The 25,333-nt window shown below is 61.0% G+C and carries 22 protein-coding genes; 9 read left to right on the top strand and 13 right to left on the bottom strand.

Features of this window, described 5'->3' with window-relative positions:
* Positions 1 to 388 precede the first annotated feature (388 nt).
* The 4 genes from QFZ94_RS35025 to QFZ94_RS35040 form a co-directional block, all read right to left on the bottom strand.
* Positions 389 to 2,650, bottom strand: coding sequence for a polysaccharide biosynthesis tyrosine autokinase (locus QFZ94_RS35025; RefSeq protein WP_429462674.1), 2,262 nt, complete (start codon positions 2,648 to 2,650; stop codon positions 389 to 391).
* A 323-nt stretch (positions 2,651 to 2,973) separates the two neighbouring features.
* Positions 2,974 to 3,411 carry a hypothetical protein gene (locus tag QFZ94_RS35030; protein ID WP_429462676.1) on the bottom strand — a complete coding sequence of 146 codons (438 nt, stop codon included), beginning with the start codon at positions 3,409 to 3,411 and terminating at the stop codon, positions 2,974 to 2,976.
* Positions 3,411 to 5,369 carry an RICIN domain-containing protein gene (locus QFZ94_RS35035; RefSeq protein ID WP_429462678.1) on the bottom strand — a complete coding sequence of 653 codons (1,959 nt, stop codon included), beginning with the start codon at positions 5,367 to 5,369 and terminating at the stop codon, positions 3,411 to 3,413. The genes QFZ94_RS35030 and QFZ94_RS35035 overlap by 1 nt, the downstream gene beginning before the upstream one ends.
* Before the next feature lie 17 nt (positions 5,370 to 5,386).
* Positions 5,387 to 6,031, bottom strand: coding sequence for an SCO family protein (locus QFZ94_RS35040; RefSeq protein ID WP_368587903.1), 645 nt, complete (start codon positions 6,029 to 6,031; stop codon positions 5,387 to 5,389).
* Between the two features lie 1,058 nt (positions 6,032 to 7,089).
* Here QFZ94_RS35040 and QFZ94_RS35045 point away from each other — a divergent pair.
* Positions 7,090 to 7,407 carry a hypothetical protein gene (locus QFZ94_RS35045; protein WP_429462680.1) on the top strand — a complete coding sequence of 106 codons (318 nt, stop codon included), beginning with the start codon at positions 7,090 to 7,092 and terminating at the stop codon, positions 7,405 to 7,407.
* A gap of 198 nt (positions 7,408 to 7,605) precedes the next feature.
* Positions 7,606 to 8,943, top strand: a complete 1,338-nt coding sequence (locus QFZ94_RS35050) for a glycosyl hydrolase (protein ID WP_429462682.1) — start codon at positions 7,606 to 7,608, stop codon at positions 8,941 to 8,943.
* Positions 8,944 to 9,075: 132 nt separating this feature from the next.
* Here QFZ94_RS35050 and QFZ94_RS35055 read toward each other — a convergent pair whose 3' ends face one another.
* From QFZ94_RS35055 to QFZ94_RS35065, 3 genes are all read right to left on the bottom strand, one after another.
* Positions 9,076 to 9,255, bottom strand: a complete 180-nt coding sequence (locus QFZ94_RS35055; RefSeq protein WP_255208873.1) for a hypothetical protein — start codon at positions 9,253 to 9,255, stop codon at positions 9,076 to 9,078.
* Positions 9,256 to 9,281: 26 nt separating this feature from the next.
* The gene (locus QFZ94_RS35060; protein WP_368584189.1) at positions 9,282 to 10,067 is read right to left on the bottom strand and encodes a COG4705 family protein; all 786 of its coding nucleotides are present in this window, start codon (positions 10,065 to 10,067) and stop codon (positions 9,282 to 9,284) included.
* Between the two features lie 90 nt (positions 10,068 to 10,157).
* Entirely contained in the window at positions 10,158 to 11,030 is an 873-nt protein-coding gene (locus QFZ94_RS35065; protein WP_410850979.1) for an endonuclease/exonuclease/phosphatase family protein, read from the bottom strand.
* Positions 11,031 to 11,224: 194 nt separating this feature from the next.
* Between QFZ94_RS35065 and QFZ94_RS35070 the strand changes: the two genes are divergently transcribed.
* Positions 11,225 to 11,917: a phosphatase PAP2 family protein gene (locus tag QFZ94_RS35070; protein ID WP_429462685.1), complete on the top strand. Its 693-nt coding sequence runs from the start codon at positions 11,225 to 11,227 to the stop codon at positions 11,915 to 11,917.
* Here QFZ94_RS35070 and QFZ94_RS35075 read toward each other — a convergent pair.
* The gene (locus QFZ94_RS35075; protein ID WP_410850978.1) at positions 11,912 to 12,805 is read right to left on the bottom strand and encodes an SDR family oxidoreductase; all 894 of its coding nucleotides are present in this window, start codon (positions 12,803 to 12,805) and stop codon (positions 11,912 to 11,914) included. The genes QFZ94_RS35070 and QFZ94_RS35075 overlap by 6 nt on opposite strands.
* A gap of 103 nt (positions 12,806 to 12,908) precedes the next feature.
* Between QFZ94_RS35075 and QFZ94_RS35080 the strand changes: the two genes are divergently transcribed.
* Positions 12,909 to 13,766 carry a helix-turn-helix transcriptional regulator gene (locus QFZ94_RS35080; protein WP_368584193.1) on the top strand — a complete coding sequence of 286 codons (858 nt, stop codon included), beginning with the start codon at positions 12,909 to 12,911 and terminating at the stop codon, positions 13,764 to 13,766.
* Positions 13,767 to 13,853: 87 nt separating this feature from the next.
* Positions 13,854 to 15,770, top strand: coding sequence for a potassium transporter Kup (locus tag QFZ94_RS35085; protein ID WP_429462688.1), 1,917 nt, complete (start codon positions 13,854 to 13,856; stop codon positions 15,768 to 15,770).
* Between the two features lie 20 nt (positions 15,771 to 15,790).
* Here QFZ94_RS35085 and QFZ94_RS35090 read toward each other — a convergent pair whose 3' ends face one another.
* Positions 15,791 to 17,377 carry an alpha-amylase family glycosyl hydrolase gene (locus tag QFZ94_RS35090; RefSeq protein ID WP_429462690.1) on the bottom strand — a complete coding sequence of 529 codons (1,587 nt, stop codon included), beginning with the start codon at positions 17,375 to 17,377 and terminating at the stop codon, positions 15,791 to 15,793.
* 48 nt (positions 17,378 to 17,425) lie between these two features.
* Here QFZ94_RS35090 and QFZ94_RS35095 point away from each other — a divergent pair, with 48 nt between their 5' ends.
* A complete protein-coding gene (locus QFZ94_RS35095) occupies positions 17,426 to 19,090 on the top strand; it encodes an alpha-amylase family protein (RefSeq protein ID WP_429462692.1) in 1,665 nt (554 codons plus the stop codon).
* Positions 19,091 to 19,155: 65 nt separating this feature from the next.
* Positions 19,156 to 20,235 (top strand): Gfo/Idh/MocA family protein, encoded by a 1,080-nt coding sequence (locus tag QFZ94_RS35100; protein WP_429462694.1) that lies wholly within the window; start codon positions 19,156 to 19,158, stop codon positions 20,233 to 20,235.
* Between the two features lie 63 nt (positions 20,236 to 20,298).
* Here QFZ94_RS35100 and QFZ94_RS35105 read toward each other — a convergent pair whose 3' ends face one another.
* From QFZ94_RS35105 to QFZ94_RS35115, 3 genes are all read right to left on the bottom strand, one after another.
* A complete protein-coding gene (locus QFZ94_RS35105) occupies positions 20,299 to 20,646 on the bottom strand; it encodes a hypothetical protein (protein WP_429462696.1) in 348 nt (115 codons plus the stop codon).
* Between the two features lie 133 nt (positions 20,647 to 20,779).
* The gene (locus QFZ94_RS35110; protein ID WP_176366812.1) at positions 20,780 to 21,037 is read right to left on the bottom strand and encodes a hypothetical protein; all 258 of its coding nucleotides are present in this window, start codon (positions 21,035 to 21,037) and stop codon (positions 20,780 to 20,782) included.
* 125 nt (positions 21,038 to 21,162) lie between these two features.
* Complete coding sequence (locus tag QFZ94_RS35115; protein ID WP_410850974.1) at positions 21,163 to 21,936, bottom strand: helix-turn-helix transcriptional regulator; 774 nt, start codon at positions 21,934 to 21,936, stop codon at positions 21,163 to 21,165.
* A gap of 111 nt (positions 21,937 to 22,047) precedes the next feature.
* On the opposite strand from QFZ94_RS35115, the gene QFZ94_RS35120 reads away from it, so the two are divergent.
* Complete coding sequence (locus QFZ94_RS35120) at positions 22,048 to 23,127, top strand: alcohol dehydrogenase catalytic domain-containing protein (protein ID WP_429462699.1); 1,080 nt, start codon at positions 22,048 to 22,050, stop codon at positions 23,125 to 23,127.
* Between the two features lie 19 nt (positions 23,128 to 23,146).
* Here the strand turns inward: QFZ94_RS35120 and QFZ94_RS35125 are convergent, their stop codons facing one another.
* The gene (locus QFZ94_RS35125; protein WP_410850972.1) at positions 23,147 to 23,851 is read right to left on the bottom strand and encodes a GntR family transcriptional regulator; all 705 of its coding nucleotides are present in this window, start codon (positions 23,849 to 23,851) and stop codon (positions 23,147 to 23,149) included.
* A 202-nt stretch (positions 23,852 to 24,053) separates the two neighbouring features.
* Here QFZ94_RS35125 and QFZ94_RS35130 point away from each other — a divergent pair, with 202 nt between their 5' ends.
* Complete coding sequence (locus QFZ94_RS35130) at positions 24,054 to 25,328, top strand: glucarate dehydratase family protein (protein ID WP_429462701.1); 1,275 nt, start codon at positions 24,054 to 24,056, stop codon at positions 25,326 to 25,328.
* Positions 25,329 to 25,333: the final 5 nt, after the last annotated feature.

Here is a 25,333-nt window from a genome sequence, read left to right on the forward strand (position 1 = left end):
CCAACGCGCAGATTCAGTAAAGTATGACGCACAAAAGTGGTCGACACGGTAGGAGAACGCGAAGATGCCGGCATCGCGATAGGCGGAGATCACCGGCCATCGAAATGGCAGACACGTGGGCGACAAAGGAATTTGGCATGGTGACACTTACGACCAATTTCCCGTGTGAGACCTGAAGCCCGAACAGCTTAACAGGCTGCAGGAATCAACTTTCGAGCCGAGTCGAGACAATGGCGGCCGGCACGACGTAAAGATCAGAAAGATGCAGCCATAGATGAGGACGCCGGCGCCCGTCTGCTCAGCTTTCGAAGGCGCCAACAGGCAGGTCTAGTGGCCGGCGAACTCAGTGAGCGGTAAGAAACCGGCCGTGGCCCTCGCTTCGCGAAGCTTAGTTTTTCTTTGTCTTTCCGCTGGCCGGCAATGCGTCGAGATAGGAAGCATTGCGATAGAGGCCGGCGCGCGAGCCCAGACTGTAACGATAGACGTCCGTATCGATCCCGTTGAAGATCACACCCTTCACCCGCGCATTCGCCTGCTTGAGCTGTGCGGTCGCCTCCTGCACCTGCGCGATGGAAGTCGTCTCGAAGCGCGTCACCAGCAACACGGTGCCGCAGCTATCCGCGAGCGCGGTCGCGTCGGATACGGCCAGCACGGGCGGTGTGTCGATCAGCACGATGTCGTAGTCGCTCGTCTTCGCGAGGAACTGCTGCATGCGCTCGCTCACCAGCAGCTCGGCCGGGTTCTCCGGGATCGCGCCGCGCGCAACGAAGTCGAGGCCCGGGCGCACGTCACGCATGATCACCGCGTCGGACGTCACCTCCGACGACAGATAGTCCCCCAGGCCCGGCGTCGAGTCGAGGCCGAAGTACTGCTCCAGATGGCCTTTGCGCAGATCCGCGTCGATCAGCAACACCCGCTTGCCGGCTGCCGCGACGACCGCCGCCAGATTCGCCGAGAGAAACGACTTGCCCACCTGTTCCGTCGGCCCCGTCAGCAGCACGCGGTTGTCGCCCGATTCCGATTCAAGCATTGCAAAATGCAGCGCGGTTCTGAGCCGGCGCAGGCTTTCAATCGACGGATCGCGCGGAAACTCGCTCGCCAGCAGGAACTTCTCGTCCGCGGGCAGCTTCGGCGCCTTGCCGATGCGCGCGACTTTCGCCTGCGACAGCGGCACGGTCGCATACACGTTCAGGCCCGTCTGCTCCTCGATCTCCTGCGCGTCGGTCACGCCCCGATAGAGCGCCGTACGCGCGAACGCTGCACCCACACCCAGAATCAGGCCGCCCAACGCCGCATAGATAATCACCAGCAGTTTGTTCGGCTTGATCGGGTCTTTGGGCACCACCGGGTTATCGATCAGCCGCACCGTCCCCACCTTGCCCGCGCGAACCAGCTTCAGCTGTTGCATGTTGTTCAACATGCCAACATAAAGCTCGTTGTTCACGTTCATGTCACGCGTCAGGCGTACCGCATTCTGCTCCAGGTCCGGCAACGCCTGTTCCTGCTGCGACAGGCTGCCGATCCTGCTACCCAGCATGCCGATCTGCTGATCGAGCGCCTGGATCGCCGGGTGACCCGGCGCGTAGATCGCGCTCATTTCCGCACGCTTCTGCTTCAGTTCCAGCAGGCTGCGCTGCGTGGCCACGCTCTGATCCAGATAGGCCTTGCCCTGCTCACTCAGATTGAACACGCCCATGCGGTTGCGCATGTCGTTATAGCGCCCCTCGGCGCGCTCCAGGTCGCTCTTGAGCTGCGGCAGCTGGGCGCTCAGGAACTCGAGCGACTTCTCGGCTTCCGCCGCCTTGCGCTTCAGATTCTGGTCGACATACGCATTGCCGATTTCGGCAAGCGTGCTGGCCGTCAGCATCCGCTCGGAGCCCGTCAGCGACGCGCCGATGATGCCGCTGTCCTTGCCCTTCTGCGACACGGTCAGCCTGTTCTGCAGGTTTTCCACCGTCTTCTCGCGCGACTGCCGCTCCAGAATGAATTGCGTGCCCGGCCTGGCGTTCAGCGCATCGACCCGCAGCGTGATCGCGCCTTCAGGCAGTGTCGTGTCGAGCGTGGCGCCCACGCGGCCCTCGATCGGCTCGCTCAGATCCGACTGCTCCAGCCGGTAGCGCCCGTCCTCCAGAACGGTCAGCACGAACTTCTCGCCTTCGAATGCTTCCGGAACGTTGAAGCTGGACACCCTGACCGATTCGTTGCCCCACGCATATCCGCCAAATCCAAAGAGACCTGGCGAGGAAAGGTCTTTGGCCTGCCGCCCCAGCCACTCGCCGATCAACGGAAAGCGCTTCGGCCTGGCGCTGATATCGAGGTGCAGATCGTCGACGGCTTTGCCGACCACCATTCTCGACTGGATGATTTCCATCTCGGCCGTCGCCTCCGTCTTGACGTCGAACATGCTCGAGACGTCGCCCAGAGGACTCTTTGAGTTGTTGGTCGGGATGCTGCCGTCCACCTGCACGAGAATATCGGCCTGGTACACCGATGGCGCGATAAACGCGTAGGCCACGCCCAGGGCGAGCACGCTGCCGGCGATTCCACCGACCAGCCAGCGGTTGGCCATCAGTACGTCGAAATAACGTGAAAGACTGACATCGTTATTGCGGACCACGGCAGCATTCGTAAGGAGAGAGTTCTGATTCATCGAAACCCCAGGGCGGGTGTACGAAAACGGTGGAAGCTGGATTCAAGATGCAGGCGATGCGGACCCGCCGCCTGCTCGAATCAAATCGTCTTATCGTCTACACAGCTTCCGCCGGACCTGGCGCAGACTTCTAATTTTTCGGCATCGGATAGATTGCGCCGGCAGACAGACATCGAGTTATTCATATCAGACGCAACCGCAGCCTATCTGACGGCTTGCCGCACCTCCGTACGCTGCCACACGTTGTCGCTTTTCGGCCCAACGTCACACTCGATTCAACCGCGAATAGTCGGATATGAGTCGCGCGACCGCACGCAAAGGTGCTACGGCTTGGTGACGAAATGCCAGAGCGCCGCACACTCGCTATCCGATATCCGGTAGTGAGGCATGGCTTTGCGCAACAAAACGTTGGCCGGGTCGATGCCTTCCCTCAGCGCCCTGCAGAACGTTGCCTGATCGTAACTGCTCGCCGGACCGTCCCTTCGACTCTTCGCAGGAAACAGGCTGCCGGCGGTCAACGGTGGCGCGAATGCGTCGGCCGCGCCGGTTTGCGAATGACAGTTCGCGCAACGGGTGGTCGAGCCGGGCAGCAGATGATCGTCGTCGCGCAATTGCGCCGCGACGGAATGCTGCCCATTAAAGATCGCGCACCCGAGATCCTTTGGCTCGCAAAGCGGCGCGGCGTGCGCAACATGCGTGATGCCCGCCAACCCTAGTATCAGCGCCACACGCGCCGCGGTCCGCCGTGACAGTAACGCCATCACTGAATCTGCACCGTGCGCGAAACGCTCGGCACGCCCTTCGCGTTCAGGCCAAACAGCATGTAGTAGCCAGGCACGACTACACCCGGATCGGAAGGAATATTGATCAGATATTCACCCGCCGTTCCTACCGTGAAACTCACGGGTACCCGCCGCTGCTCGTTGTTGACCGCGTGGGTCGACGAAGACATGCGCATCAACGCAAAGGCCGTGATGCCACTGCTGCCCGTCACCGCGATCGATGTCCCGAGCTGTGCGGTGGTCGGCGCGGCTGTGAGGGTCGGTCGGGTTGCCGCCGAGCCGTCCGCGTTCAGCAGGTACGGCGGGGTGAGTATTTCGAGGTTCGTGTGATTTGTCGAGCAACTTCCGCACAGTCCGCCGCCGCCACTCAGTACGCGACCGTCCGGCAACAGCAGTCCGATGCTGTGATAGTTACGCGGCACGGCTTGCGGCGGGAGCAGCGAGAAAGTCTTGGTGGTAGGGTCCCACAACTCTGGCGCCAGCACGGCGGTGTCGTCCGAAAACGTTACCGGGTACGCCTCTCCACCTAAGACCACCACCTGACCGTTCGGCAAGACCACGCTGGTGTGAAAGGCGCGGCGGTAATTCATCGGCGTAAGCGTTTGCGTCACCGCGGTGCCGCTACTGATGTCGATTAGCGTGGCGTTCGCAGTCGCGTTGGCGTACTCGTAGCTCGTCGCACCGCCAACAGCCAGGATCTTGCCAATATCGTACATAACGGCGTTGCCGTTCATCGCATCGGTATCGCTGCCCCGGTTGCCGGCAGGCGTCACGTTGCCCCCGCCGGCGGTATCGAACCAATGCATCGCAACGCTCGGACCGGCGTGGAAGACTCGCCCATTTGCCACCGCAAACAGCCATGCATGATTGTCGGAGCGGAAAATGCCAGCCGCGTCATTCGTGAGGATGTAGTCGGCGAGAATGGCGCTGTTGACCTGCCAACCCGTACTCGGTGACCAGGTTTCGCCGGTCTTGCCGCCTTCGCCTCCGTTCCACGAACCACCCACCTGGAATACGTTGCCATTGCTCAACGTTACGCTGCCCTGATAGGCGCGCGCAATTTTCATTAAAGGACCTGACGACCATTTTCCAGTCGAAGGCGTGTAAAAGCTCGTCTCGTCACTGCTCGAGCCACCGGTGACGTAAATACGACCATCCGGAAGATTGACGATGCCCGGACAGAACATATCGTGGCCGGTATTCGTCACGTACACCTGTTTGCTGGTGCCGGTAGTCGGGTTGAAGATTGCGGTGTACGTGTTGCCGGGGGTGACTTCGCCAGCCGTAAAGTCCAGCTTCTTGTCAGCGGACCACACTACCACCGTTCCATCGGGAAGATTCGCCGCAGCAGCCGGCACGATCGACAGGTTATAGGGTGTAGTCCACTTCGCCGGCAATGTTTTCGCGGTCAAGCCGCTGATCTGCCACGTCTGCAGCGGGGCGCCGCTGCAGGGCTGCTGCGTGATCTGCGAGCCCTGTGCCGTGAGACTCGCAACCGCCAGACACAAGTTGCTCTGCGACGCGACGATCGCAAAGCCGCCACCTTGCGGTATGAGTTGAAAGCTTTGATTCGGCTGGCCATTGCAGGTCCACTGGTCCGCTCCAGCGCCGGCGTCCGTGCTTACACCGTAGATGTCGAGGCACAGATTACTGTTGACGTTGACGAACTGATAAAGCCCGTTGTTCTGGGTCAATGTCCAAAGCTCGTTGTTCTGCCCATTGCAGGTCCACTGGATGACCGAGGCGCCAGGCGTTGTCGATTCGGCGTTCACATCGGCGCACAAGCTGGTCCCGTTAACGGTGATCGTGCTCGATGTCTGCGCGTGCGCAGTCGTGGAGAAGATTGAAAGCACCGGCAAGAATGCAATTAGCAGCAATGCTTTCACCCACCTGTCGAATAACTGCGACCTCAACCTAAGCGATTTTTTTTGTGACATGTTCTCAGTCCAATAGGTTACACACGCCCTAATGCGCCCAGTACCTCGCAAACTTGATCCGCGCGGGGCAGGTCATCGCTTCGCCAGCGCAACATTGCGTTAGCGTCGAAGCAGTAGATTTGGGTCGAGTGATCGGCAATGTTGCCGAGTGGCAAGGTGCTGCCCGAAAGCGCGGTGCGCATCCGGTCGACGTCCTGCAACGTCGGCGTGGCCGCCCACCATTCGGGTCCGGCCTGGAAGCGCTTGAGCCATGCGTGCAACGCAGGCGGCGAGTCGGAAAGCGGATCGATTCCGATCGACACCAACTGAACGGGATAGCGATGCTGCAACTGCGATATCCGTTGCTGAACGGTGCTGAACAGCGCACCCTGCAAAGGACAAACTGAACTGCATCCTGTGTAAATCGTCTGCAACGCAGTCACTTTCCGATGCAACAGGTCGGTCAGCAGCTGCTTCTGGCCGCTTTGATTGATCACCCAGTAGTCGTCGAGACGAATAGGCGGCGTGACGAGTCCCACGCTTGCGTGCTGCGCATATAGCGGAAAAGAAATGCCGGCTAACGCCGCCGCCGATACGCCACGCAGCAGCGCACGGCGACTCGGGTTTCCGAGCGGCGCGCACGCACGCAACGCCGCGCGACTCGGCGCGTGTTGATGAAACATGAATGTGATCTCCCGCAACGTGTAACTATCTTCAGTACTGTTCGTCGCCATCTTTATTGCGTGTTACCCGCGCGGCAAATTCGCAGACGTCGCGCGACGGCTACGTTCGCTCTCTGGCGAATCAACGGCAATGGTGAGCGTAGCAGGGAACCTTCCGGAAAATGACAGCGTCTGGCCCGCGACTTGCCGCGTTTTGTGAGGTCGACCACATAACCATGAACCTCCAAAAAACTGGGCGCTGAGAAGGTCCAAGCAAAGCTCTTTTTTGACTTGCAAATCGCGAGTTGCGCACTGAATCATGAAGCGCGGTGGAAGTGAACAGGTGTTTCGCTGGCGATGATGTGTAAGTCTCCGCCCCTTGCTCGCGTTGATCTCTTTATTTTCAAAGCTCAAAACCGAACCGTCGCGAAATCCGCATTTTGCGATTTATTTAATGCGCCCGGACAGTTCAAAAAAAATCCATCGCCCGTCACCTTCTCTTTCGAAAACCATACTAATGAATTCAGTTAGTTTTCAGTCATCGGCCAAGAACTATACGTTGGCGCAAAAGAGGTACCCGACCCCTGTCCCTAGCCGCCAAGTAACAATTTTGTAACGGTTCTTTTGTCGTTTTGTGAACTCAGCTGGAAAGCGTGGGAACGCCTCTGGATAAGCATGGGAGGGGACGCGGGGCACTTAGCGATCCGCTCCCGTATCACACATCGCGTTGTTACGTTTGGTTACGACCCTCAGGGCAATTTTCGTTCCATTTCTGTATCATTCGTTTCGTCGGATCAGTCAGGGAAAACCTAGGTCGATTCTATCAGTAGAACTTCGCAATTTGCGACGAATCGCCAAATCGTCGATTTAAATGATTAAAGTGGTTTTCGGCGCATCGTATTAAATCCGAGGATTAAATTCGATTAATGCACCACGCGAGTCCGGCAACGGGCGCCCTTGACAAAAGCGGATCATTAATTAGTTGTACTCGTGTTGTTGCGTAATTATTCGTGGCGACGTCCTTATCACGCGAACGCTGTTCGTTTTAGCGGCCAAGGTTTATCGGCCTTGATAGACAGATGTCATCTTTCAGCAGACTCTCTCCAAGACTAAAACCATCATTTCGTCAAGTTCCTGAGATCGCAAAAACTGTTTCAGTGCTTGCACTTACCGCAGGAATCCTGAGCCTTGCAGGTTGCGGCGGTGAAACAAGCGATGATGGCAGCACCCAGTCCGTGACTGCCAACTCCTCCGTCTCTGCCAACGCAGTCGCGAACGCGACTACGAATGCGTACAGCAACGGCGTAGTGCCCACCGACAACGGTTCACCGCCGGTTCAGGCGAACGGTCAGCCTTATAACCGCGCCCAGGTGCAACGGGCGGGACAAGGCGATTGAGCCGTTTCGCGACGATCCATACGAAAGCCTCATATCCCGCGCAAGACCATTTGCAATCGTGACGTCAGCGACAGCTGACTCACGTATCGACGTGTTTGCGTTACGTGTGCCATCGCTTCAGGAGCTGATGGTCATCGGCAAACGTAACGCCAATGTTCTCGGTCCATTCTCCGTCAGTAGCAATCTATAGCTAATCCAATGAAATTCAGACTCTGCTCCTTATTCACCGTTTTAGCCCTGTTGTGCGGGCAATCGATGCCAGCATTCTCGAAGTCATTCTCCAGGGCACATTGGGGCAACACCAACACCACAGCGACAACCTCAACAGCCACCACATCCACGGCAGCCACCACATCCACCGCAGCCACCACATCCACCGCAGCCACCACCGCAAACGCCACTGCCACGCTGCAACCGCCGCCCACCGGCAGCGGAAACGACCGCTTTGCAATGGACGTGAATTGCAATCTCTGGAGCGGAGATCAGACCGCGCTCAACGAATGCTCAAAAGACCTGGATCTGATTGCCGGATTGGGCGTCGGTACGGTTCGCCTCGGTGTTTCGTGGGACTTCATGACGCTGGCCGACGGCAGCACGCTGGACCCCAATAAGGTGGCCTTTCTGAAGGGGCTTCTGAACGCCGCACGGACGCGCGGCATGAAGATTCTTTTCGAGGTGGGCATGTACGCGCCGTCTAGCGCATACCAGTGCTCGGCCACCCAGAATCCGCCGAGCGGATCGTCGCCGCGACTCGACTTCTGCGACGCAGCGTTCACGAAGTATCTCGGCTCGCTGATGGACGTCGTTCTGCCCTTCACGGCTGACATCGAACTGTTCAATGAGACCAACTGGTCGTTCTCCGCTTCGGACCCGTCTTACGGCGATGCGAATGGTATTTCCGGCTACATTCTGAATCGCAGCAAGACGCTCTATTCGGAAGCCAAGCAGGTCCTGAACACGAAGAGCCAGTCGGGCTACAAAACGGTTCTGCACACTCAGGGCATCTCGTACTTCTACAACTCGGCGTATCCGAATAACGGCTGGCAACCGCCCGCAGGTAGCCAGCTGATCCAGGCGACCGACTACATCAATGCCATGGGCAACAACACCAAGAGTGCTTCCAGCCCGTTGAACACCACGATCGACGTCGTCGACGTTCACCCGTACTTCGGCAGCGCCGAGTACAACATGCTGGTGCAGGCATTCATGACCACCGTGTCGAACCTCGTCAGCAGCGGCGCGAAGCCGATCTGGCTGACCGAGACCAACAATGGCACCAACGGTACGGATGCTGGACAAACGGCCGCGTTTAATCAGTTGAAGACTCTGATGAACAACGGTTCGGTGGCGAAGGCGTTCTGGTATGTCGTGCGTAACGGCGATCCAAGCAATGGCGAAGGTGACGGCTATTCGATCTACGACTACAACCGCAACCTGATTCGCCCGCAGCTTGCAGCCGCGATTCAGGCGTACACGGCGACGATTCCGAGTTCGGAACGCTTCCTGTCGGGTTCTTATCTGACGCCGATCCAGTAAGCCTGCATGCTGTAACCCATGAATGAAGGGAGCGCCGACTATGGCGCTCCCTTCTTTTTTGCCGGTTGGGTACACCCTGTGTGCGATCCCTCACGCCAGGCAGCAAACTCGTCCGACCGCGGACGAGTCAACTCAGCGCCGTGCCTTTCTTCTTTTCTTCGGCTTCGGTGGCGTGAGTGCGGCGCTCCAAAACGCGGAGGCCGCGCGTTTGGCCGCCGCCGTCGTTCTTACCCGCGCCGAGTTCGCGACGGTATTGGCGCCGCTTAGCCACATGCTCAGGAACGGGTTCTTCCTGGTCCAGGGATTTTTCATGTCGGCCTCAATTGAAAGGATGCCTACTACCGCGTCGCTCGCCCAGCAGGACGCTGCGGTAACAAAACCACACACAGGGCCATGAACGAAACCAGAATCACCGACGCATAGAGTCGGCTGATCTCGAGCCCACCTTGAGAAACGGGTTTGTCGAGCAGATCCCCCAAGGTCGCGCCGAGCGGACGCGTCAGGATGAACGCTGCCCAGAAGATGGCGGTCCGCGACAGCCGCGACCAGTAATACAGCGCGCCGACGATCAGCAGACCCGCACCGAAGATCAAAGCGCCGTTCTCATAGCCGAGCCCCAATCCGCCTTCGTCCGATCCCGCCACCCAATCGCCCAACGCCGTACCCAATGTCTGCGAAAAGAGGATCGTCACCCAATAGAACCACTCGGCTCTGGACGTGGTTACGCTCTGCACTGACACCGTACCTTCCGATTTGTACCAGACGCCCAGGCTCGCAAGCAGAAGCGCGAAGACGATCATGACACCGCCAGGATAGCCGACTCCCACGGATCGATCGAAGAAGTCGGCCAGCGTGGTACCGAGCGTGGTCGTTGCGACGATAGTCGCCCAATAAAGCGTGGCATTGAACCGCTCTGCCCTGATCTGCCCTGCGACCAGCGCAATAAAAATAACTGCAAAAATTGCGGTGCCGATCAGATAACCCAATTTGAGTGACATAGTCACCCAATCGCCGCCCGTTTCACCAAGTGTCGTGGCCGCGATTTTGATGATCCAGAAGCCCAGCGTGACCTGAGGGACTTTGCTGACTGCATGCGCGCGAATTTCCGATTGGCTGCTATTCATGTGAGGTGCTCACTATTTTCGTGGCTTGAACATAGGCTCAACCTTCGCAGAACAACGCTTAACAGACCCTTAAGCATTCCCGCAGAACTTTCAACGCAGCTCCAGCCACATCGGCTGATGATCGGACGAGCGGCTGTGCGGATCGACATCGCACGACGCAATGCGTGTGCCCAGGTCTTGCGTGACGAAAACGAAATCGCACGCGAAAGGTCCGTCGGGCCATTGCTCGCGATCGTACAGGCCGACCGTCGCGGCACGCGGCTCGCCAGGGTGCGCGCGGGCCCACGCATCGACGAAGCTCGGCGCGTCGGCGATCGGTTCGAGCATCCGGCAAAAGGCGCTGTCTTCGAATGCGCTGTTGAAGTCACCGCAGACAACCGCGCTGACCGGGCGCGCCGTATCGGCAAACGGGCTGTCCGGCTTTTCACCCCGCGCGGGAAAGTGCGCGTGATTGCACGCTTCCTGATGCAACTCGCGCAGTCTTGCGACTTGCGCGAGCCGCTGTTTCTCCGAATAGAACTCGAGGTGCGTGCTGATGACACGAAGCGGACCGACGTCGGCTTCGAGCACCGCTTCGAGCGCGACGCGCAGCATCGACGGCTTGGCGGGATCGGCAGGCCACGGCAGCGAATGGCGCAGCACTTGACGAACCGGTAAGCGGGTCACGATGGCATTACCGAACTGCCGCCGATGACGGCTCGCGCCCAGCGACGGAAGATCGGAGCCGATCGCATCGAGCACGGTCATCTCCGGCAGAAGAGCGGCAAGTTCGGCAAACTGATCGGACGATGGCGCGCCTTTCAGTCCACCTGCCGCCGGTGCTTCGTTGAAGCCGCGCGTGACTTCCTGCAGACACAGCACGTCGAAGTCGCATAATGCGCGTGCTTCCCGCACGATCCGGCCGAGGTCGACGCGGCCGTCGACGCCGCAACCCCACTGAATGTTCCAGTCGACCAGCTTCATGATGGCCTCCTTGAAAGCTCCGACTATAGGTCATCGCTGCGCTTGGCGCTGGCACGGGTCGCCGGGTCACTGAAAGTTAGCGATGAAATCGTGCAGTAAAAATTGTCAGTGAAAGTAAGCGCCAAAAAATGCCGTGCGCGCGATGAATTATGCTGACCTTCATCCCGCGACCGGCTCAATTTCCTTAGAAAATAATGAATAGCTTCGATTTATCCATCGAAACATATCTATCCAACATACATTTCAGTCATTTCGCGACGCTATCCATCCAAGCCATCGACAACCTGTACACCTTCAAAGGTCTCGTACTCGTTCCCGTGCTGTGGTGGATGTGGTTTCAGCAAGACGAATGCCGCGAATGGCGGCGAGAAATGGTTCTCGCGACGGTTGTCAGCGGCCTCGCGGCGCTCTTCGTCGGAAGACTGCTGACTCACTGGTTGCCGTTCAGGGTGCGCCCCGTCTATAACCCCGAACTGCATCTGAGCTTTGCCAGCGGCGATATCAAAAACGCCGTGCTGACCAACTGGAGTTCCTTCCCGAGCGATCACGCGATGCTATGGATGGCGGTCGCTACCGGCATTTTCCTCGTGTGGCGGGGCATCGGCGTGCTGGCGCTTCTCTATACCGCGCTGTTCATTTGCCTTCCGCGCGCCTATCTCGGCTTTCACTACCCCACCGATTTGCTGGTGGGCGCCGCGGTGGGGATCACGATCACCTTGATCATGACGCGCGATGCGATACGCCCGCGCTACGCGACGCCGGTGCTGCGATGGATCGACCTCCATCCGGGGCCCGCGGCAGCGCTGGCCTTTGTGCTCTGCCTCCAACTCGTCACGCAGTTCGACGAACTGCGCAGGCTCGCAAGCGGCATATTGAAGCACCTATGATGGAACGTAGCGCGCTTCGTTCAGATCCGACAGTAGCGTGGGACCGGTCGGTCGCCAGCCCAAACGCGCCTGCGTCTGCGCGCTCGATGCCGGCATATCGAGCGCGGCGAACATCGCCATCCATCCGAAGTAAGCCTGCGCTTCGCCGCGTGCGATCGAGACGACCGGCAACTTCAGGCCGCGCCCCAGCGCCTCGGCGATCTCTCGTGCACTAACACCCTCTTCGCCGACCGCGTGATAGCGCGCACCGCGTTCGCCCTTCTCGATCGCAAGCCGGTACAGCCGCACGACATCCGACAGATGCCCCGCCGGCCAGCGATTACGTCCTTCCTCCACATATGCGCACACGCCTTTGTCCCGAGCGATCTGGATGAGCGGCGTGATGAGGCCCTGCCTGTATGGGTTGTGCACTTGCGGCAAGCGCATCACCGACACGTTGACGCCGTCCTCCAGCAGCGCATTGCCGGCGAGCTCGGAGCCGATGCGCGGGTTCGGGTGGCTGGTGTTGAACACGTCCTCGGCGGCCGGCTGCCCGTTATCCCGGCTGCCGACGCCCGTGCCTGATGTGATCAGAAGCGGCCGATCCGAGCCCGCCAGCGCCGCGCCAAGCGCTGCGATCGCACGCTTGTCCTTCTCGCAGTTCTCCACGAAGTGCGAGAAGTCGTGATCGAAAGCAAGGTGTATGACGGCGTCGGACTTCGCAGCGCCGCTGCGCAGGCTGTCGGTGTCTTCGAGCGTGCCGCGGTGCACCTCCGCGCCCGCTGCGACGAGCGCCTGCGCGCCCTGATCGGAGCGGGTCATCCCGATCACCTGATGCCCGGCTTCGATAAGTTCGGGCACCAAAGCCGAGCCGATAAACCCGGTTGCGCCTGTCAGAAAGATTCGCATGGTCAAGTCTCCAGAATAGCCACGGACGCACTATGCGATCATTCGCTATGCTATTGAAGTAGTGAGCTTATCCCGGTAAAGCGACTAACAGGTTAATCGTCCAGTGAACACCGCCCAATCCCTCGGAGACTTTCTGCGCAGCCGCCGCACGCGGCTCGATCCGGCCAGCTTCGGCTTCTCGGGCCGCCGGCGTACGCCCGGATTACGCCGGGAAGAAGTGGCGCAGCGCGCGAATATCAGTTCGACCTGGTACACCTGGCTCGAGCAGGGCCGCGGCGGCGCGCCGTCCGCCGCGGTGCTGGAGCGCATCTGCGCGGCGCTGATGCTGACCAACACGGAGCGCGAACATCTGTTCATGCTGGGTCTCGGGCGCCCCCCGGAAGTGCGCTACCGCTCCACCGACGCAGTGGATCCGCGCTTGCAGCGCGTGCTCGATTCGCTCGAAGCCAGCCCGTCGATCATCAAGACGGCGACGTGGGACGTGGTCGCGTGGAATCGAGCGGCGGCGGTCGTGCTGACCGACTACAGCGCGCTACCGCCGGGCCAGCGCAACATCCTGCGCTTCCTGTTCGGCGACCCCGACGCCCGCGCAAAACAGCATGACTGGGAGAGCGTCGCCCGCTCCGTCGTGGGGACGTTCCGCGCGGACGTGGCACGCGCGGGGCTCGCCTCCGAGGTCGGCGATCTGGTCGACGATCTGTGTCGCGAGAGCCCCGACTTCGAGCGCATGTGGCGCGAAAACCAGGTATTCGGCCACAGCGAAGGCCAGCACGTTAAGCGCCTGCTGCATCCTGCGTTCGGGACCATCGAAATGGAATATTCACTGTTCGCCGTCGATGGCCGGCCAGATCTGAGCATGCTCGTCTACACCCCGCTCGACGCGCGAATCGCCAGGCGCATCCGTAGCGCCGTTTCATCGATGGACGAGACTGACAGCGCCGCGCCTCTGACCACCGCGTGATCGGCTTCGACGGTCTGGCGCGACCGACGGATCGCACTTCGGCCCACAAATTGCTTGTACGGCATCGCACAACCTTCGCGTAAAAAAATGCCTGAGCAAAACAGGGAGCAAAGCGACGATTCGTCGTCTCGCCGCCAGCGCAGCGGCGGCACGCTCGTGCTTGGCGCATTGGGTGTCGTATTCGGCGACATCGGCACGAGTCCCATCTATGCATTGCGTCAAGCCGCCATCGAAACCGGTTCGATCGACGTGCAGGTCATCATGGGTACGCTGTCGATGATCGTATGGGCCGTCGTCATCGTCGTCATGCTCAAGTACGCGTGGTACGTGATGCGCGCCGACAATGAAGGCGAAGGCGGCATCATCGCACTGACGGCGCTGGTCCGATCGGGCTATGAGGACGAAGGGCGGCGGGTGCCGCGTGCGCTTCTGCTGGCGGGACTCTTTGGCGCCGCGATGTTCTATGGCGATTCGACGGTAACGCCGGCCGTATCCGTGCTGTCGGCCGTCGAGGGACTGAGCGAGATCAGTCCCTCGTTCGATCCATGGGTCGTGCCAATCGCAGCAGCCATCCTGATCGCGCTCTTTTCGTTTCAGCGACGCGGCAGCTCGGTGGTCGGGCGCGCATTCGGTCCCGTGATGGCCGTGTGGTTTCTGTCTCTTGCCGCTGTGGGGTTGTATCGGATCGCGCAACATCCCGTCGTGTTGCATGCGCTATCGCCGCGATGGGCCATATCGCTGATGATCGGCCATCCCCGCATGGCGTTCGCGATTCTCGCCGCCGTGATTCTCGCGCTGACCGGAGCGGAAGCCTTGTATGCCGACATCGGTCACTTCGGACGCCGCGCGATCCGCATTGCGCTCTTCGCCATCGTGTTTCCGTCGATCATCATCGGCTACTTCGGGCAGGCAGCGACCTTGCTGTTCGTGCCCGGCTCTTTTCAGCAGCCGTTCTTCCACGCCGCGCCGTCGTGGGCGCTCGTGCCAAGCGTCATCATCGCGATGCTCGCGACGATCATCGCTTCGCAAGCGGTGATTTCAGGCGCATTTTCAATGACGAGTCAGGCGATCGAATTGGGCTTTCTGCCGCGCCTGCGGGTCGTCGAAACATCGACGGAGCAGCGCGGACAGGTCTATGCGCCCGCCGTCAACCTGATCCTGTTCGTGGCGGTGGTGTTTCTCGTGCTGGCGTTTCGAAGCTCGTCGAACCTGACTTCGGCGTACGGCATCGCGGTCGCACTGACGATGCTGATCACCACGATCCAGATGATCAGCGTGTCGCGCAACGTCTGGCATTGGCCCGTCTACGGCGTGGCGCTCGTGAGCGCGCCGTTGCTCGTCGTCGACGTGACGCTGGTGTCCGCGAACGTGCCGAAAATCGCTTCCGGCGGCTGGTTTCCTGTCGCCGTCGGGCTGATTCTTTTCGTGCTGATGTCGACATGGAATCGCGGTCGCGAGATTGCCGCAACCCATGCGAACGAAGCCGATGCGCTCGACGCATTCCTGCGCGACGCGCTAGCCGGTCCCGTACCTCCGGCGCGCGAGCCAGGCACGGCGGTTTATCCGGGCAACGCATCGGGCAAGACACCGGCGACATTCAGGAGCAACATCCGCCACAATCGCGTGCTGCACGAGACGACGATTTTCTTCGCCAACATATCGGAGTCAGCGCCGCGTATCGATGACGAAACGCGCATCGACGTGCGAGACCTCGGCCACGGATGCTTCGAGATCATTGCGCATCATGGATTCGTCGAGCGCCCTAACCTGCCGCGGCTGCTCGAATCGCTGGCGGGCCGGTTCGATGGCTGGCACTACGATCCCAGGCACACCACGTTTTTCCTGCCGCGCGATGAAGTCATCAAGGGACGTTCGCACGGCAGCATGACGCGCTGGCGCGAGGCGCTGTTCGGACAGATGGCGTTTCATTCCACGCCCAGCGCGGAATACTATGGGCTTCGAGCGGAAGACGTCGTTGAACTGGGCATTCAGGTGGCGCTTTGAACCGGTGAGTCAGCTACCGTTCACGATGGAGAGTCGACGATCACGATGACCGCCTCGCTGGCGGCAAGCAAATTGGCGCCCTGGACGAAGGCGTCACCGATGCGCGTGGTTACCGTCGATAGCAGCACCATGCCCGCGCGCGATTGCACGGTGGAAGCTTCGGCGCCCATGTTCAGCGCGATGAACAGACATTGATTGCCGTAGCGCCGCTCGTAGGTCAGCACGTCGCCGTCGGCAACGACATTCTCTATCGCGCCCCGCACGAGCGCGGCGCTGCTGCGGCGCAGGCTCAGCAAACGCCGATACAGCGACAACATGCTCGACATGTCGCCGTCCTGTTCGCGCACGCTCGTCGCGGTCGCAATCGGCAACCACGGTCTGCCGTCCGTGAAGCCCGCATTCGGCAGCGAGCCATCCCATTGCATAGGCGTGCGCTCGGGATCGCGTCCCTGGCAAATGCCCGGTTGCCGCAACTCCGCCGGGTCCTGAATCTCATCGGACGCGATATAGCCGTCCATCATGCCGATTTCATCGCCGTAGTAGAGCGTCGGCGTGCCTCGTAGCGTCAACAACAGCACAGCTGCTACCCGTGCCTGTGCCGCGCCGACGCGCGACGCAATGCGCGGATTGTCGTGGTTTCCCAGCACCCAGTTCGGCCACGCGTATTCGGGCAACGCAACGTCGTAATCGCGGATCATGCGGGCGATGTTTTCCGCATTCCATCTCGCGCTGAGCAACTGAAAATTGAACGGCATATGCGCTCCTTCGCCGTTCACGCCGTAATACTTCACCAGTTGCGGGACAGTCAGATAGATTTCGCCGATCAGCACGCGCTCGCCGTACTCGTCCAGCGTGGCTCGCATAGAGCGCACGAGTTCATGTACTTCCGGCTGATCCTCGGTGTAAGTTTGCAACAGTCGATGATGGTCCGGCTCGCCGGGCAGATAGCCTGGATTGGGGGGATTGTCGCGAAACTGCGCGTCCTTGATCAACAGCCACAGCACGTCCACGCGGAAGCCGTCCACGCCGAGATCGAGCCAGAAACGCAGCACCTGATCCATCGCGCGGCGCACTTCGGGGTTGCGCCAGTTCAGGTCAGGCTGCTCGCGCAGAAACGCGTGATAGTAGTACTGCCCCGTCAGCTCCTCCCACTCCCACGCCGAGCCGCCCATGCGGCTCAACCAGTTGTTCGGCGGCCCGCCATCGGGCGACGGATCGCGCCACAGATACCAGTCCCGTTTCGGATTGTCTCGCGACGAGCGGCTTTCTTCGAACCACGGATGCCGGTTCGACGAATGATTCGGCACGAAATCGAGCAGCACCTTGAGCCCGAGCCGATGCGCGTGGCCCATCAATTGCTTGAACCCGTCCAGAGTGCCGAACATCGGATCGATGTTGCTGTAGTCCGCGACGTCATAGCCAAAGTCGGCCATCGGCGACGGGTAGATCGGGGAGATCCACACCGCATCGACGCCTAGCGCCGCGACATACTCAAGGCGCGCGCTGATGCCGGACAGATCGCCGATGCCATCGCCGTTGCTGTCCTGAAACGAGCGCGGATAGATCTGATAGATCACACCGCGTTGCCACCACGCCAGCTCCGACATTGCAATTCCTCTTCACGATCGATCGTTTAGGCGCCACGCGCGGAACCTATGCTAAATGACCTCTGGTACAAGAACACGATCATTTATTGCCTCTCGGTAGGCACCTTCATGGACGCGAATGGCGACGGCGTCGGCGACTTCCAGGGCCTGATGCGCAGACTCGATTACCTGCAAGGGCTCGGCATGACGACGATCTGGCTGATGCCCTTCCACCCATCGCCAGGACGCGATAACGGTTACGACATTTGCGACTATTACAACGTCGATCCGAAGTACGGCACGCTCGGCGATTTCGCCGAGTTCACGCATGCGTGCGCCCAGCGGGGCTTGCGGGTGATCATCGATCTCGTCGTCAATCACACGTCCGACCAGCATCCATGGTTCCTGGAAGCACGCAGCGATCCTGCCTCGAAATATCGCGACTGGTATGTCTGGTCGGACGACAAACCGCCCGATGCGCAACGCGGCGTGGCGTTTCCGGGCGTGCAGAAGTCGACCTGGAGTTTCGACAAGCGGGCAAGACGCTGGTACTTCCATCGCTTTTACGATTTTCAGCCGGACCTGAATACCTCCAATCCGCATGTGCAGGCGGAGTTGCTGAAGATCATGGGCTTCTGGATTCAGCTTGGCGTGTCCGGATTCCGCATGGACGCGGTGCCCTTCGTGATCGCGACGAAGGGTCCGAAGGTGCGCTGCCCTGCCGAGCAATACGACATGTTGCGGACGTTTCGCGAGTTTCTGCAGTGGCGCGAAGGCGACGCGATCATTCTGGCCGAAGCCAACGTGCTGCCCAAATCGGATCTCCAGTACTTCGGCGACGAGGGCGAGCGCTTGCCGATGATGTTCAACTTCCGCGTCAATCAAAACACCTTCTACACGCTCGCGACGGGCAACACGAAGCCGTTGAAGGACGCGCTGCTTGCGACGAAGCCACGGCCGCCGACCGCGCAATGGGGGGTGTTTCTGCGCAATCACGACGAACTCGATCTGGGCCGGCTCACGCCCGCTCAGCGCGAGGCAGTGTTCGCCGCGTTCGCCCCGGACCCTGACATGCAGCTGTATGGGCGCGGCATCCGCCGCAGACTTGCGCCGATGCTGTCGGGCGACAGACGCCGCCTTGAACTCGCCTACAGCCTGATGCTGAGTTTGCCGGGCACGCCCGTGTTCCGGTACGGCGATGAAATCGGCATGGGCGACGATCTGCGCCGGCCCGAACGCCAATGCGCGCGCACGCCGATGCAATGGTCGGGCGAGCCGCAAGGCGGCTTCACCAGTCATTCAAAGCCGCCTGTCCCGACGATCTCCGGCGGGGCTTATGGCTTCGAGCGGGTCAACGTGGCGCAGCAGCGGCGCGATCCCGATTCGTTTCTCAACTGGACCGAGCGGATGATTCGCATGCGCCGCGAAGTGCCGGAAGTCAGCTGGGGGGACTTCGAAGTGCTGCCCACCTCGCGAAACGACGTGCTCGCGCTCGGTTATCAGTGGCGCAACAACTCCGTGCTGTTTCTGCATAACTTCCGCGCCGAAGCGTGTACCGTCGAATTCCGCCTGAGCTCCAACGAACCTGGCCGCGATTCGCTGATCAATCTTCTGTCCGACGACCACAGCCGCGCTGACGATGACGGCTGTCACACGGTGCTGCTCGAGCCGTTCGGATATCGATGGTATCGGGTGGGCGGCCTCGACTATCTGCTCAAGCGGAGCGAGGTCTAACAACGACGAGCCACGGCTAAACTGATACGATCGCATGCTCCTGGTCGTTCGCGGACTCACGCGACTTGCCGACTCACGCGAATGCTCAGCCTGCTCGACTCATCGGATACGCAATCGGAAAAAGGGATGTCATGGCAAAGGATCAAATAGTCTGGGGAATTTTGGGCGCCGCAAAGATCAACGACAAGGTGGTCGTGCCCATGCACAACGCGCCGAAGTGCCGGGTGAAAGGCATCGCGTCGCGCTCTCTGGAGAAGGCGCGGGAAGCCGCGGCCAAATATGGCCTGGCTGTCGCATACGACGGTTACGAGGCGCTGCTCGCGGACCCGGAAATCGACGCGGTCTATATTCCATTGCCCAATCATCTCCACGTGGAATGGACGATCAAAGCGGTCGAGGCGGGCAAGCACGTGCTGTGTGAGAAGCCGATCAGCCTGGACGCGCAACAGGTCGAACGACTGATCGCAGCGCGCGACAAGAGCGGCCGATACATCCAGGAAGCCTTCATGGTTCGCACGCACCCGCAATGGTTGAAGGTGCGGACCTTGATCGACGAAGGCGCAATCGGCGAATTGCGGGCAGTGACCGGCGGCTTCACCTATTACAACACCAACGAAGAGAATATCCGCAACAAGAGCGAGCTAGGCGGCGGCGGGCTGCTCGATATTGGTTGCTATCCGATCACGACGTCGCGCTTCACGATCGGGCGTGAGCCACGGCGCGTAGTAGCGCTGGTCGAGCAGGATCCTGCCTTCAAGGTAGACCGGCTCGGCTCCGTGCTGATGGACTTCGATGGCGTGCAGGCGAGTTTCTTTTACTCGACTCAAACCTATCCGTACCAGCGGATGCAATTTCACGGTACCAAGGGGCGAATCGAAGTCGAAATTCCATTCAATGCACCAAACGATCGACCGACGCGGCTGCTAATCAGTGAGCACAATAGCGACGGTGTCGCGACTGATCGCTGGCTGGAACTTCCGGTGTGCGATCAGTACGGCGTAGCCGCCACCACGTTCGCGGAAGCGATCCTGAGCGGAGGCCCGCAAGCTATTGCGCTGGAAGATGCGCGCGCGAATATGCGGGTGATCGATGCCGTGTTCCGCTCGGCTCAGTCAGGCGCGTGGGAAAAAATCGCACAAGATTGAAGTGCAATGCTCGGGGGCACTTGCGCGGGTCAACGCGCGGGAAGTGCCCCTGCTGTCTGATCTCTACTTGGCTGGCGCAGTCACATCGCAATCGCCGCCATGGGTGCCGCTGCCAGTGTTTTTCAGCGTCAGCACGAGTCTGCTGCCCCGGTTTGCCGTCATGATCTGACCGTAGCTAACGGTCGGAATGAACTGGATATCCGGCGCGACCGCCACTGGCGGATTTCTCGCCCCGTCGATGGTCAGGTCGAGCTCCACGGTGATCGAGTCGATTGCGGCGCCCAGGTCCTGCTTGCGGCCGGCCTGATCTTTGCGGAAATTGCACAGGCCCTGGAGAACCTGCTCGAGGGCAGTCGGGATATCGACCGGCTTGCCCGGTGCGATCGGAGGCGTGTTGCAGCCAACGATCATGAACGGCAAAGTGCAAAGCGCTACATATCGCCAGGCTCGCATCGGCTCCCCCGCTCGATCTGGTGGACGTGGTGTCTGCCTTCCCATGCTGTCGCTGGTTCAGTGCCCAGCCGGCGCACGCGAACGCAAACGCTCAATACTTGATATTCCTGGCCGCCTGACGGCCGCCCTGCTTGGTTTGCCGCTTGTCCTGCCGGCACTGCGAATTGCTCTTCTGATCCGCGGCTCTGCACTCCTGCTTCGTATGACGGGCACCCTGGCGTGTCTCCTGGCGCACGTCGCGTCCAGCACGACGTTGCTGAGCCTGTTCGGTTGCCCAGGCGCTTCCCGCGCAAGCCATCGCGGACACGGCCATGACCGCGAGCGCGAACTGCCGGCTCCATGAAAACATGGCAGCCTCCCTGTCAGGTTGACGATGATTATTCCGGCTTTGTACAAGGGTGCCACGCGTGGATGCCGCGTCAATCGGACCAAGGTCCTAGGACCGTCGCGATGGCTTTGCCAGCTGGGCGGAGCTCAAACGGGGGTGTAGATCGAGAGTTTCAGCGACGGGTCGTCGTTCGCCTGAAACGTAGCGTATTGGTAACGTTGGTTTCCACGCTGAGGATGCGCGAGCACCTTCTCGCCAGATGCGCCGCCACGGACGTCATGCGCGATCCACCAGCCGGCGAACTCCGCACTCGACGAACGCAGGCGCTCCACTAGCTGGACGAACGATGGATCGGTGGCAAACAGATCGTGCGTTGCGCGAAAGAGCGCGATCATGCGGCGCGCTTCGTCTTCCCACGCGGGTCCGAATAGCCGCCGAGCTTCCGGTTCGATGAACATGAAAACGAGGATATTGCGGTCCGCCTCGTTCAGGCGATCGAAGCCGAGCAGATCGGCGGCCGCCCGGTTCCACGCCAGGATGTCCCACCGCCTGCCGGTCACGTATGCCGGCAGACCCAGGTCTGAAACGATGCGCGCGATTGCCGGCGGCACTTTCTCGGCAGCAAGCGTCCGCCGATCGTTGCTGCGCGCGAGCGCCCGCAGATGCGCGGCTTCCGCTTTGCCAAGCCGCAGCGCGCGAGCAAGCGCGTCGAGAGTGGCATCGGACGGGCTGACCGTTCGCCCCTGCTCCAGCCGCACATACCAGTCCACACCGATGCCCGCCAGTTCGGCAACTTCTTCGCGCCGCAACCCCGGCGTACGACGGCGCCGGCCGCTGCCGAGCCGCGCCGATGCCGGGCTCAGCTTCTCCCGGCGCGAACGCAGAAAATCGCCAAATTCACTCCGTCTCGATGCCGGCATGTTCGTCCTTGCAAGGAGGTATCGATGAATCCTGGGATAGTACCAGGCCTTGTTGCCTATTCTAGGTTCGCCAGAATGGGCTCGTCAGACCATCCTTGACGGAGAACGACGATGAAAGCTGCAATCCTGAATTCACTTGACCGGCCCCTCGCGATTACGCAGATGCCAGATCCGGAAATCGGCACGGGCGAGGTGATCGTGGATGTCGCCGCCGCGCCGGTGTTGTCGTACGCGAATGAGGTGTTCAATGGTCAGCGCCGCTATCCGCTCGAGTTGCCCATCGTGCCCGGCTGCGGCGCGATCGGTCGTGTAAGAGCGAGCGGTCCCGATGCGACTCATCTGAAGGTGGGCGACTGGGTGTTCTGCGATCCCACCGTGCGCTCGCGCGACGACGCGTTGATGCCCGATATAACGCTGCAGGGCTGGAGTTCTCGCGGAGACGGCGGCTTGCAACTGCAGCGGTACTTTCACGACGGCCCGTTCGCCGAACAGGTGCGCGTGCCGACCGAGAACGCGGTTCGTATCGCCGACATCGAGCGTGGCGAGGCGGCGCGATGGTGTGCGCTCAACGTGATGCTCGTGCCTTATGGCGGCCTGCTTGCGGCCGCGCTGCGGGCTGGCGAAACACTGCTCGTGAGCGGTGCTACGGGCAACTTCGGCAGCGCATGTGTAGCTGTCGCCCTTGCGATGGGAGCGCGCTGTGTGGTCGCGCCGGGACGCAATGAGCAAGCACTCGACGATCTGACACAGCGCTTCGGCGAGCGCGTGCGCCCAGTCAGACTTTCAGGCGATGAACAGGCGGATCGCGAACGGATGCAGCAGGCGGCTCCTTGTCCGATCGATTGTGTCATCGATCTGCTGCCGCCCTCGGCGCCGGTCACGGCCGTGCGCGCCGCGATGATGGCCGTGCGGCCGTACGGCCGCGTCATCTTGATGGGTGGCGTGGGCATGCTGGGCGGCGCCGGTCTCGAGCTGCCGTATCCGTGGCTCATGCGCAACGACATCACCGTGCGCGGCAAATGGATGTATCCGACGGAAGCGGTGACGCTGATGACGGGCCTGATTCGCTCGGGATTGCTCGATCTCCGTCATTTCGACGTCAAGACATTCCCGCTCGATCATGCCAACGAAGCGGTGTCCCACGCGGCCGCGAACGGCGGTCCATTCAGAATGACCGTGATCCAGCCATAGCCAGCGATTCAGCGAGCCCTCACTCGTCCGCCAAAAAATTCGGATGACTCGTGCGAATCTGATCGATCTGGCTCAGCGTCCCCGACAGATGTTTGCGCAACGCCGCCTGCGCGGCCTCGACATCGCCCTTGTCGATCGCATCGACGATCTCCGTATGATCGCGCACGACCGCCATCGTCTTGCCCTCCACCGGCAGATTCAGGCGCCGCAGCCGGTCGATATGGCCGCTCAGCCTGCGCACCAGATCCCATAGCTGCGGCACGCCCGCCGCCTCGTACATCTGCCGATGAAACGCCTGATCGAGCAGCGAGAACTGCTCGTAGTTCTTCAGGTCGAGCAATTCCGTTTGCCGCGCGATCGTGACGCGCAGTTCCGCGATCAGCGTGGCGTTGCGCTGCTCCGCGAGCGTGCGCACCACTTCGAGTTCGATCGAGCGGCGAAGGAAATGCGCCTGCAGCGCGGACGTCACCTTGATCTGGCTCACGACCGTCGCGTGCTGCGGATAGATATCGACGAGACCTTCCTCGCCGAGCTTCATCAGCGCGTCGCGCACCGGCGTCTGGCTGAGCCCGTAGCGGTTCGCGAGCTCGGTGCGCGACAGCACCGTGCCCGGCGTCAATTCGAGCGAAAGGATCATTTCGCGCAGTCGTTCGAAGACTTGCGGCGCGGCGTGGCGGGAGCGGTCGAGCCGGGTGACCGTCGCCGAGTGAGCGTGGTTTTTCATGGCAAAAAATTGAAGCTTGGAAGCAGGCGGACCGACGGGGGTCCGCTGAGGCACTAGTACTATAGCCGACGCCTGCCGCTTCCAGCGGCCTTGCGAGCGCGATTCGCGACGAAGTCGGCATGAGAGTTTACCCCACTAACGCACTAATATATTAGTGCTTTACGATTCGGCCCATCAAACTCCACTTATGCCGATTGCCATCATGACTCGCGACATCACCATCACGCAGGTGCGCATCACCCCGATCGCCTTCCGCGACGGCCCCCTGCTCAACGCCGCCGGAATCCACGAACCCTGGGCGCTGCGCGCAATCGTCGAACTGGAGACGAGCGACGGCCGCGTCGGCATCTCCGAAACTTACGGCGACGAACCGATGCTGCGTGTGCTCGAACAGGCGAAGTCACTGGTGATCGGCTTGTCGCCGTTCGACCTCAACCGCATGGAAGAACGCGTGCGGGGCACGATCAAGGCGACCCGGGGCGCGGTCGAATTCGAACTCGCGCCTGGCTCGCACGCGGCGAAGAACGCGCCCAAAGTCATCAGCACGCTCGAAGTCGCGATGCTCGACCTGCAAGGGCAAATCGTCGGTGCGCCGATCGTCGATCTGCTTGGCGGCAAGGTGCGCGACGCCGTGCCGTACAGCGCCTATCTGTTCTTCAAGTACGCCGAGCACATCGACAAGCCCTATGCGCCCGATGCCTGGGGCGAAGGCCTGAGCCCGGAGCAGATCGTCGCGCAGGCGCGCCGGATGATCGAGCTTTATGGCTTCCAGAGCATCAAGCTGAAGGGCGGCGTGTTCGAGCCGGCACACGAAATCGCGTGCATGCGCGCGCTGCATCAGGCGTTCCCCGGCGTGCCGCTGCGCCTTGACCCGAACGCGAACTGGACGCTCGAAACGAGCATCGCCGCCGCCCCTGAACTCGACGAACTGCTCGAGTACTACGAAGACCCGTGCCCGAGCCTCGAAGGCATGGCCGAACTGGCGAAGCACACGCGCCTGCCGCTCGCGACCAACATGGTCATCACGACGATGGGAGATTTCCGCCGCGGCGCCGAGATGGGTTCGGTCAAGGTCCTGCTGTCGGATCACCACTACTGGGGCGGCCTGCGCGCGACGCAGACGCTTGCACGCATGTGCAAGCTGTGGGATCTGGGCATGTCGATGCACTCGAACTCGCACCTCGGCATCAGCCTGATGGCGATGACGCACGTCGCGGCCAGCATCCCGAACCTGACCTATGCGTGCGACACGCACTACCCGTGGCAGGAGGAAGAAGTCATCAAGGGCGGCCGTGTGACGTTCGACAACGGCTCGGTGCGCGTGCCCACCACGCCGGGCCTCGGCGTCGAGCTCGACCGCGAGCGGCTCGCCGAACTGCATGCGCAGTATCTGTCGTGCGGCGTGCGCAATCGCGATGACCTCTCGCAGATGCGCAAGTACGAACCGGGCTTCACCGGCAAGAATCCGCGCTTTTAATTCTC

The organism is Paraburkholderia sp. JPY465 (genome assembly GCF_050436725.1).
Lineage (GTDB): Bacteria > Pseudomonadota > Gammaproteobacteria > Burkholderiales > Burkholderiaceae > Paraburkholderia > Paraburkholderia youngii.

Coding starts and splice junctions, on each gene's coding strand:
- QFZ94_RS35060 (WP_368584189.1), bottom strand. CDS start 10,067: ATGAATAGCAGCCAATCGGAAATTCGCGCGCATGCAGTCAGCAAAGTC.
- QFZ94_RS35085 (WP_429462688.1), top strand. CDS start 13,854: ATGCCTGAGCAAAACAGGGAGCAAAGCGACGATTCGTCGTCTCGCCGC.
- QFZ94_RS35075 (WP_410850978.1), bottom strand. CDS start 12,805: ATGCGAATCTTTCTGACAGGCGCAACCGGGTTTATCGGCTCGGCTTTG.
- QFZ94_RS35045 (WP_429462680.1), top strand. CDS start 7,090: ATGTCATCTTTCAGCAGACTCTCTCCAAGACTAAAACCATCATTTCGT.
- QFZ94_RS35065 (WP_410850979.1), bottom strand. CDS start 11,030: ATGAAGCTGGTCGACTGGAACATTCAGTGGGGTTGCGGCGTCGACGGC.
- QFZ94_RS35070 (WP_429462685.1), top strand. CDS start 11,225: ATGAATAGCTTCGATTTATCCATCGAAACATATCTATCCAACATACAT.
- QFZ94_RS35035 (WP_429462678.1), bottom strand. CDS start 5,369: ATGTCACAAAAAAAATCGCTTAGGTTGAGGTCGCAGTTATTCGACAGG.
- QFZ94_RS35105 (WP_429462696.1), bottom strand. CDS start 20,646: ATGATCGTTGGCTGCAACACGCCTCCGATCGCACCGGGCAAGCCGGTC.
- QFZ94_RS35040 (WP_368587903.1), bottom strand. CDS start 6,031: ATGTTTCATCAACACGCGCCGAGTCGCGCGGCGTTGCGTGCGTGCGCG.
- QFZ94_RS35095 (WP_429462692.1), top strand. CDS start 17,426: ATGCTAAATGACCTCTGGTACAAGAACACGATCATTTATTGCCTCTCG.
- QFZ94_RS35030 (WP_429462676.1), bottom strand. CDS start 3,411: ATGGCGTTACTGTCACGGCGGACCGCGGCGCGTGTGGCGCTGATACTA.
- QFZ94_RS35130 (WP_429462701.1), top strand. CDS start 24,054: ATGACTCGCGACATCACCATCACGCAGGTGCGCATCACCCCGATCGCC.
- QFZ94_RS35115 (WP_410850974.1), bottom strand. CDS start 21,936: ATGCCGGCATCGAGACGGAGTGAATTTGGCGATTTTCTGCGTTCGCGC.
- QFZ94_RS35090 (WP_429462690.1), bottom strand. CDS start 17,377: ATGTCGGAGCTGGCGTGGTGGCAACGCGGTGTGATCTATCAGATCTAT.
- QFZ94_RS35120 (WP_429462699.1), top strand. CDS start 22,048: ATGAAAGCTGCAATCCTGAATTCACTTGACCGGCCCCTCGCGATTACG.
- QFZ94_RS35125 (WP_410850972.1), bottom strand. CDS start 23,851: ATGAAAAACCACGCTCACTCGGCGACGGTCACCCGGCTCGACCGCTCC.
- QFZ94_RS35055 (WP_255208873.1), bottom strand. CDS start 9,255: ATGAAAAATCCCTGGACCAGGAAGAACCCGTTCCTGAGCATGTGGCTA.
- QFZ94_RS35025 (WP_429462674.1), bottom strand. CDS start 2,650: ATGAATCAGAACTCTCTCCTTACGAATGCTGCCGTGGTCCGCAATAAC.
- QFZ94_RS35050 (WP_429462682.1), top strand. CDS start 7,606: ATGAAATTCAGACTCTGCTCCTTATTCACCGTTTTAGCCCTGTTGTGC.
- QFZ94_RS35110 (WP_176366812.1), bottom strand. CDS start 21,037: ATGTTTTCATGGAGCCGGCAGTTCGCGCTCGCGGTCATGGCCGTGTCC.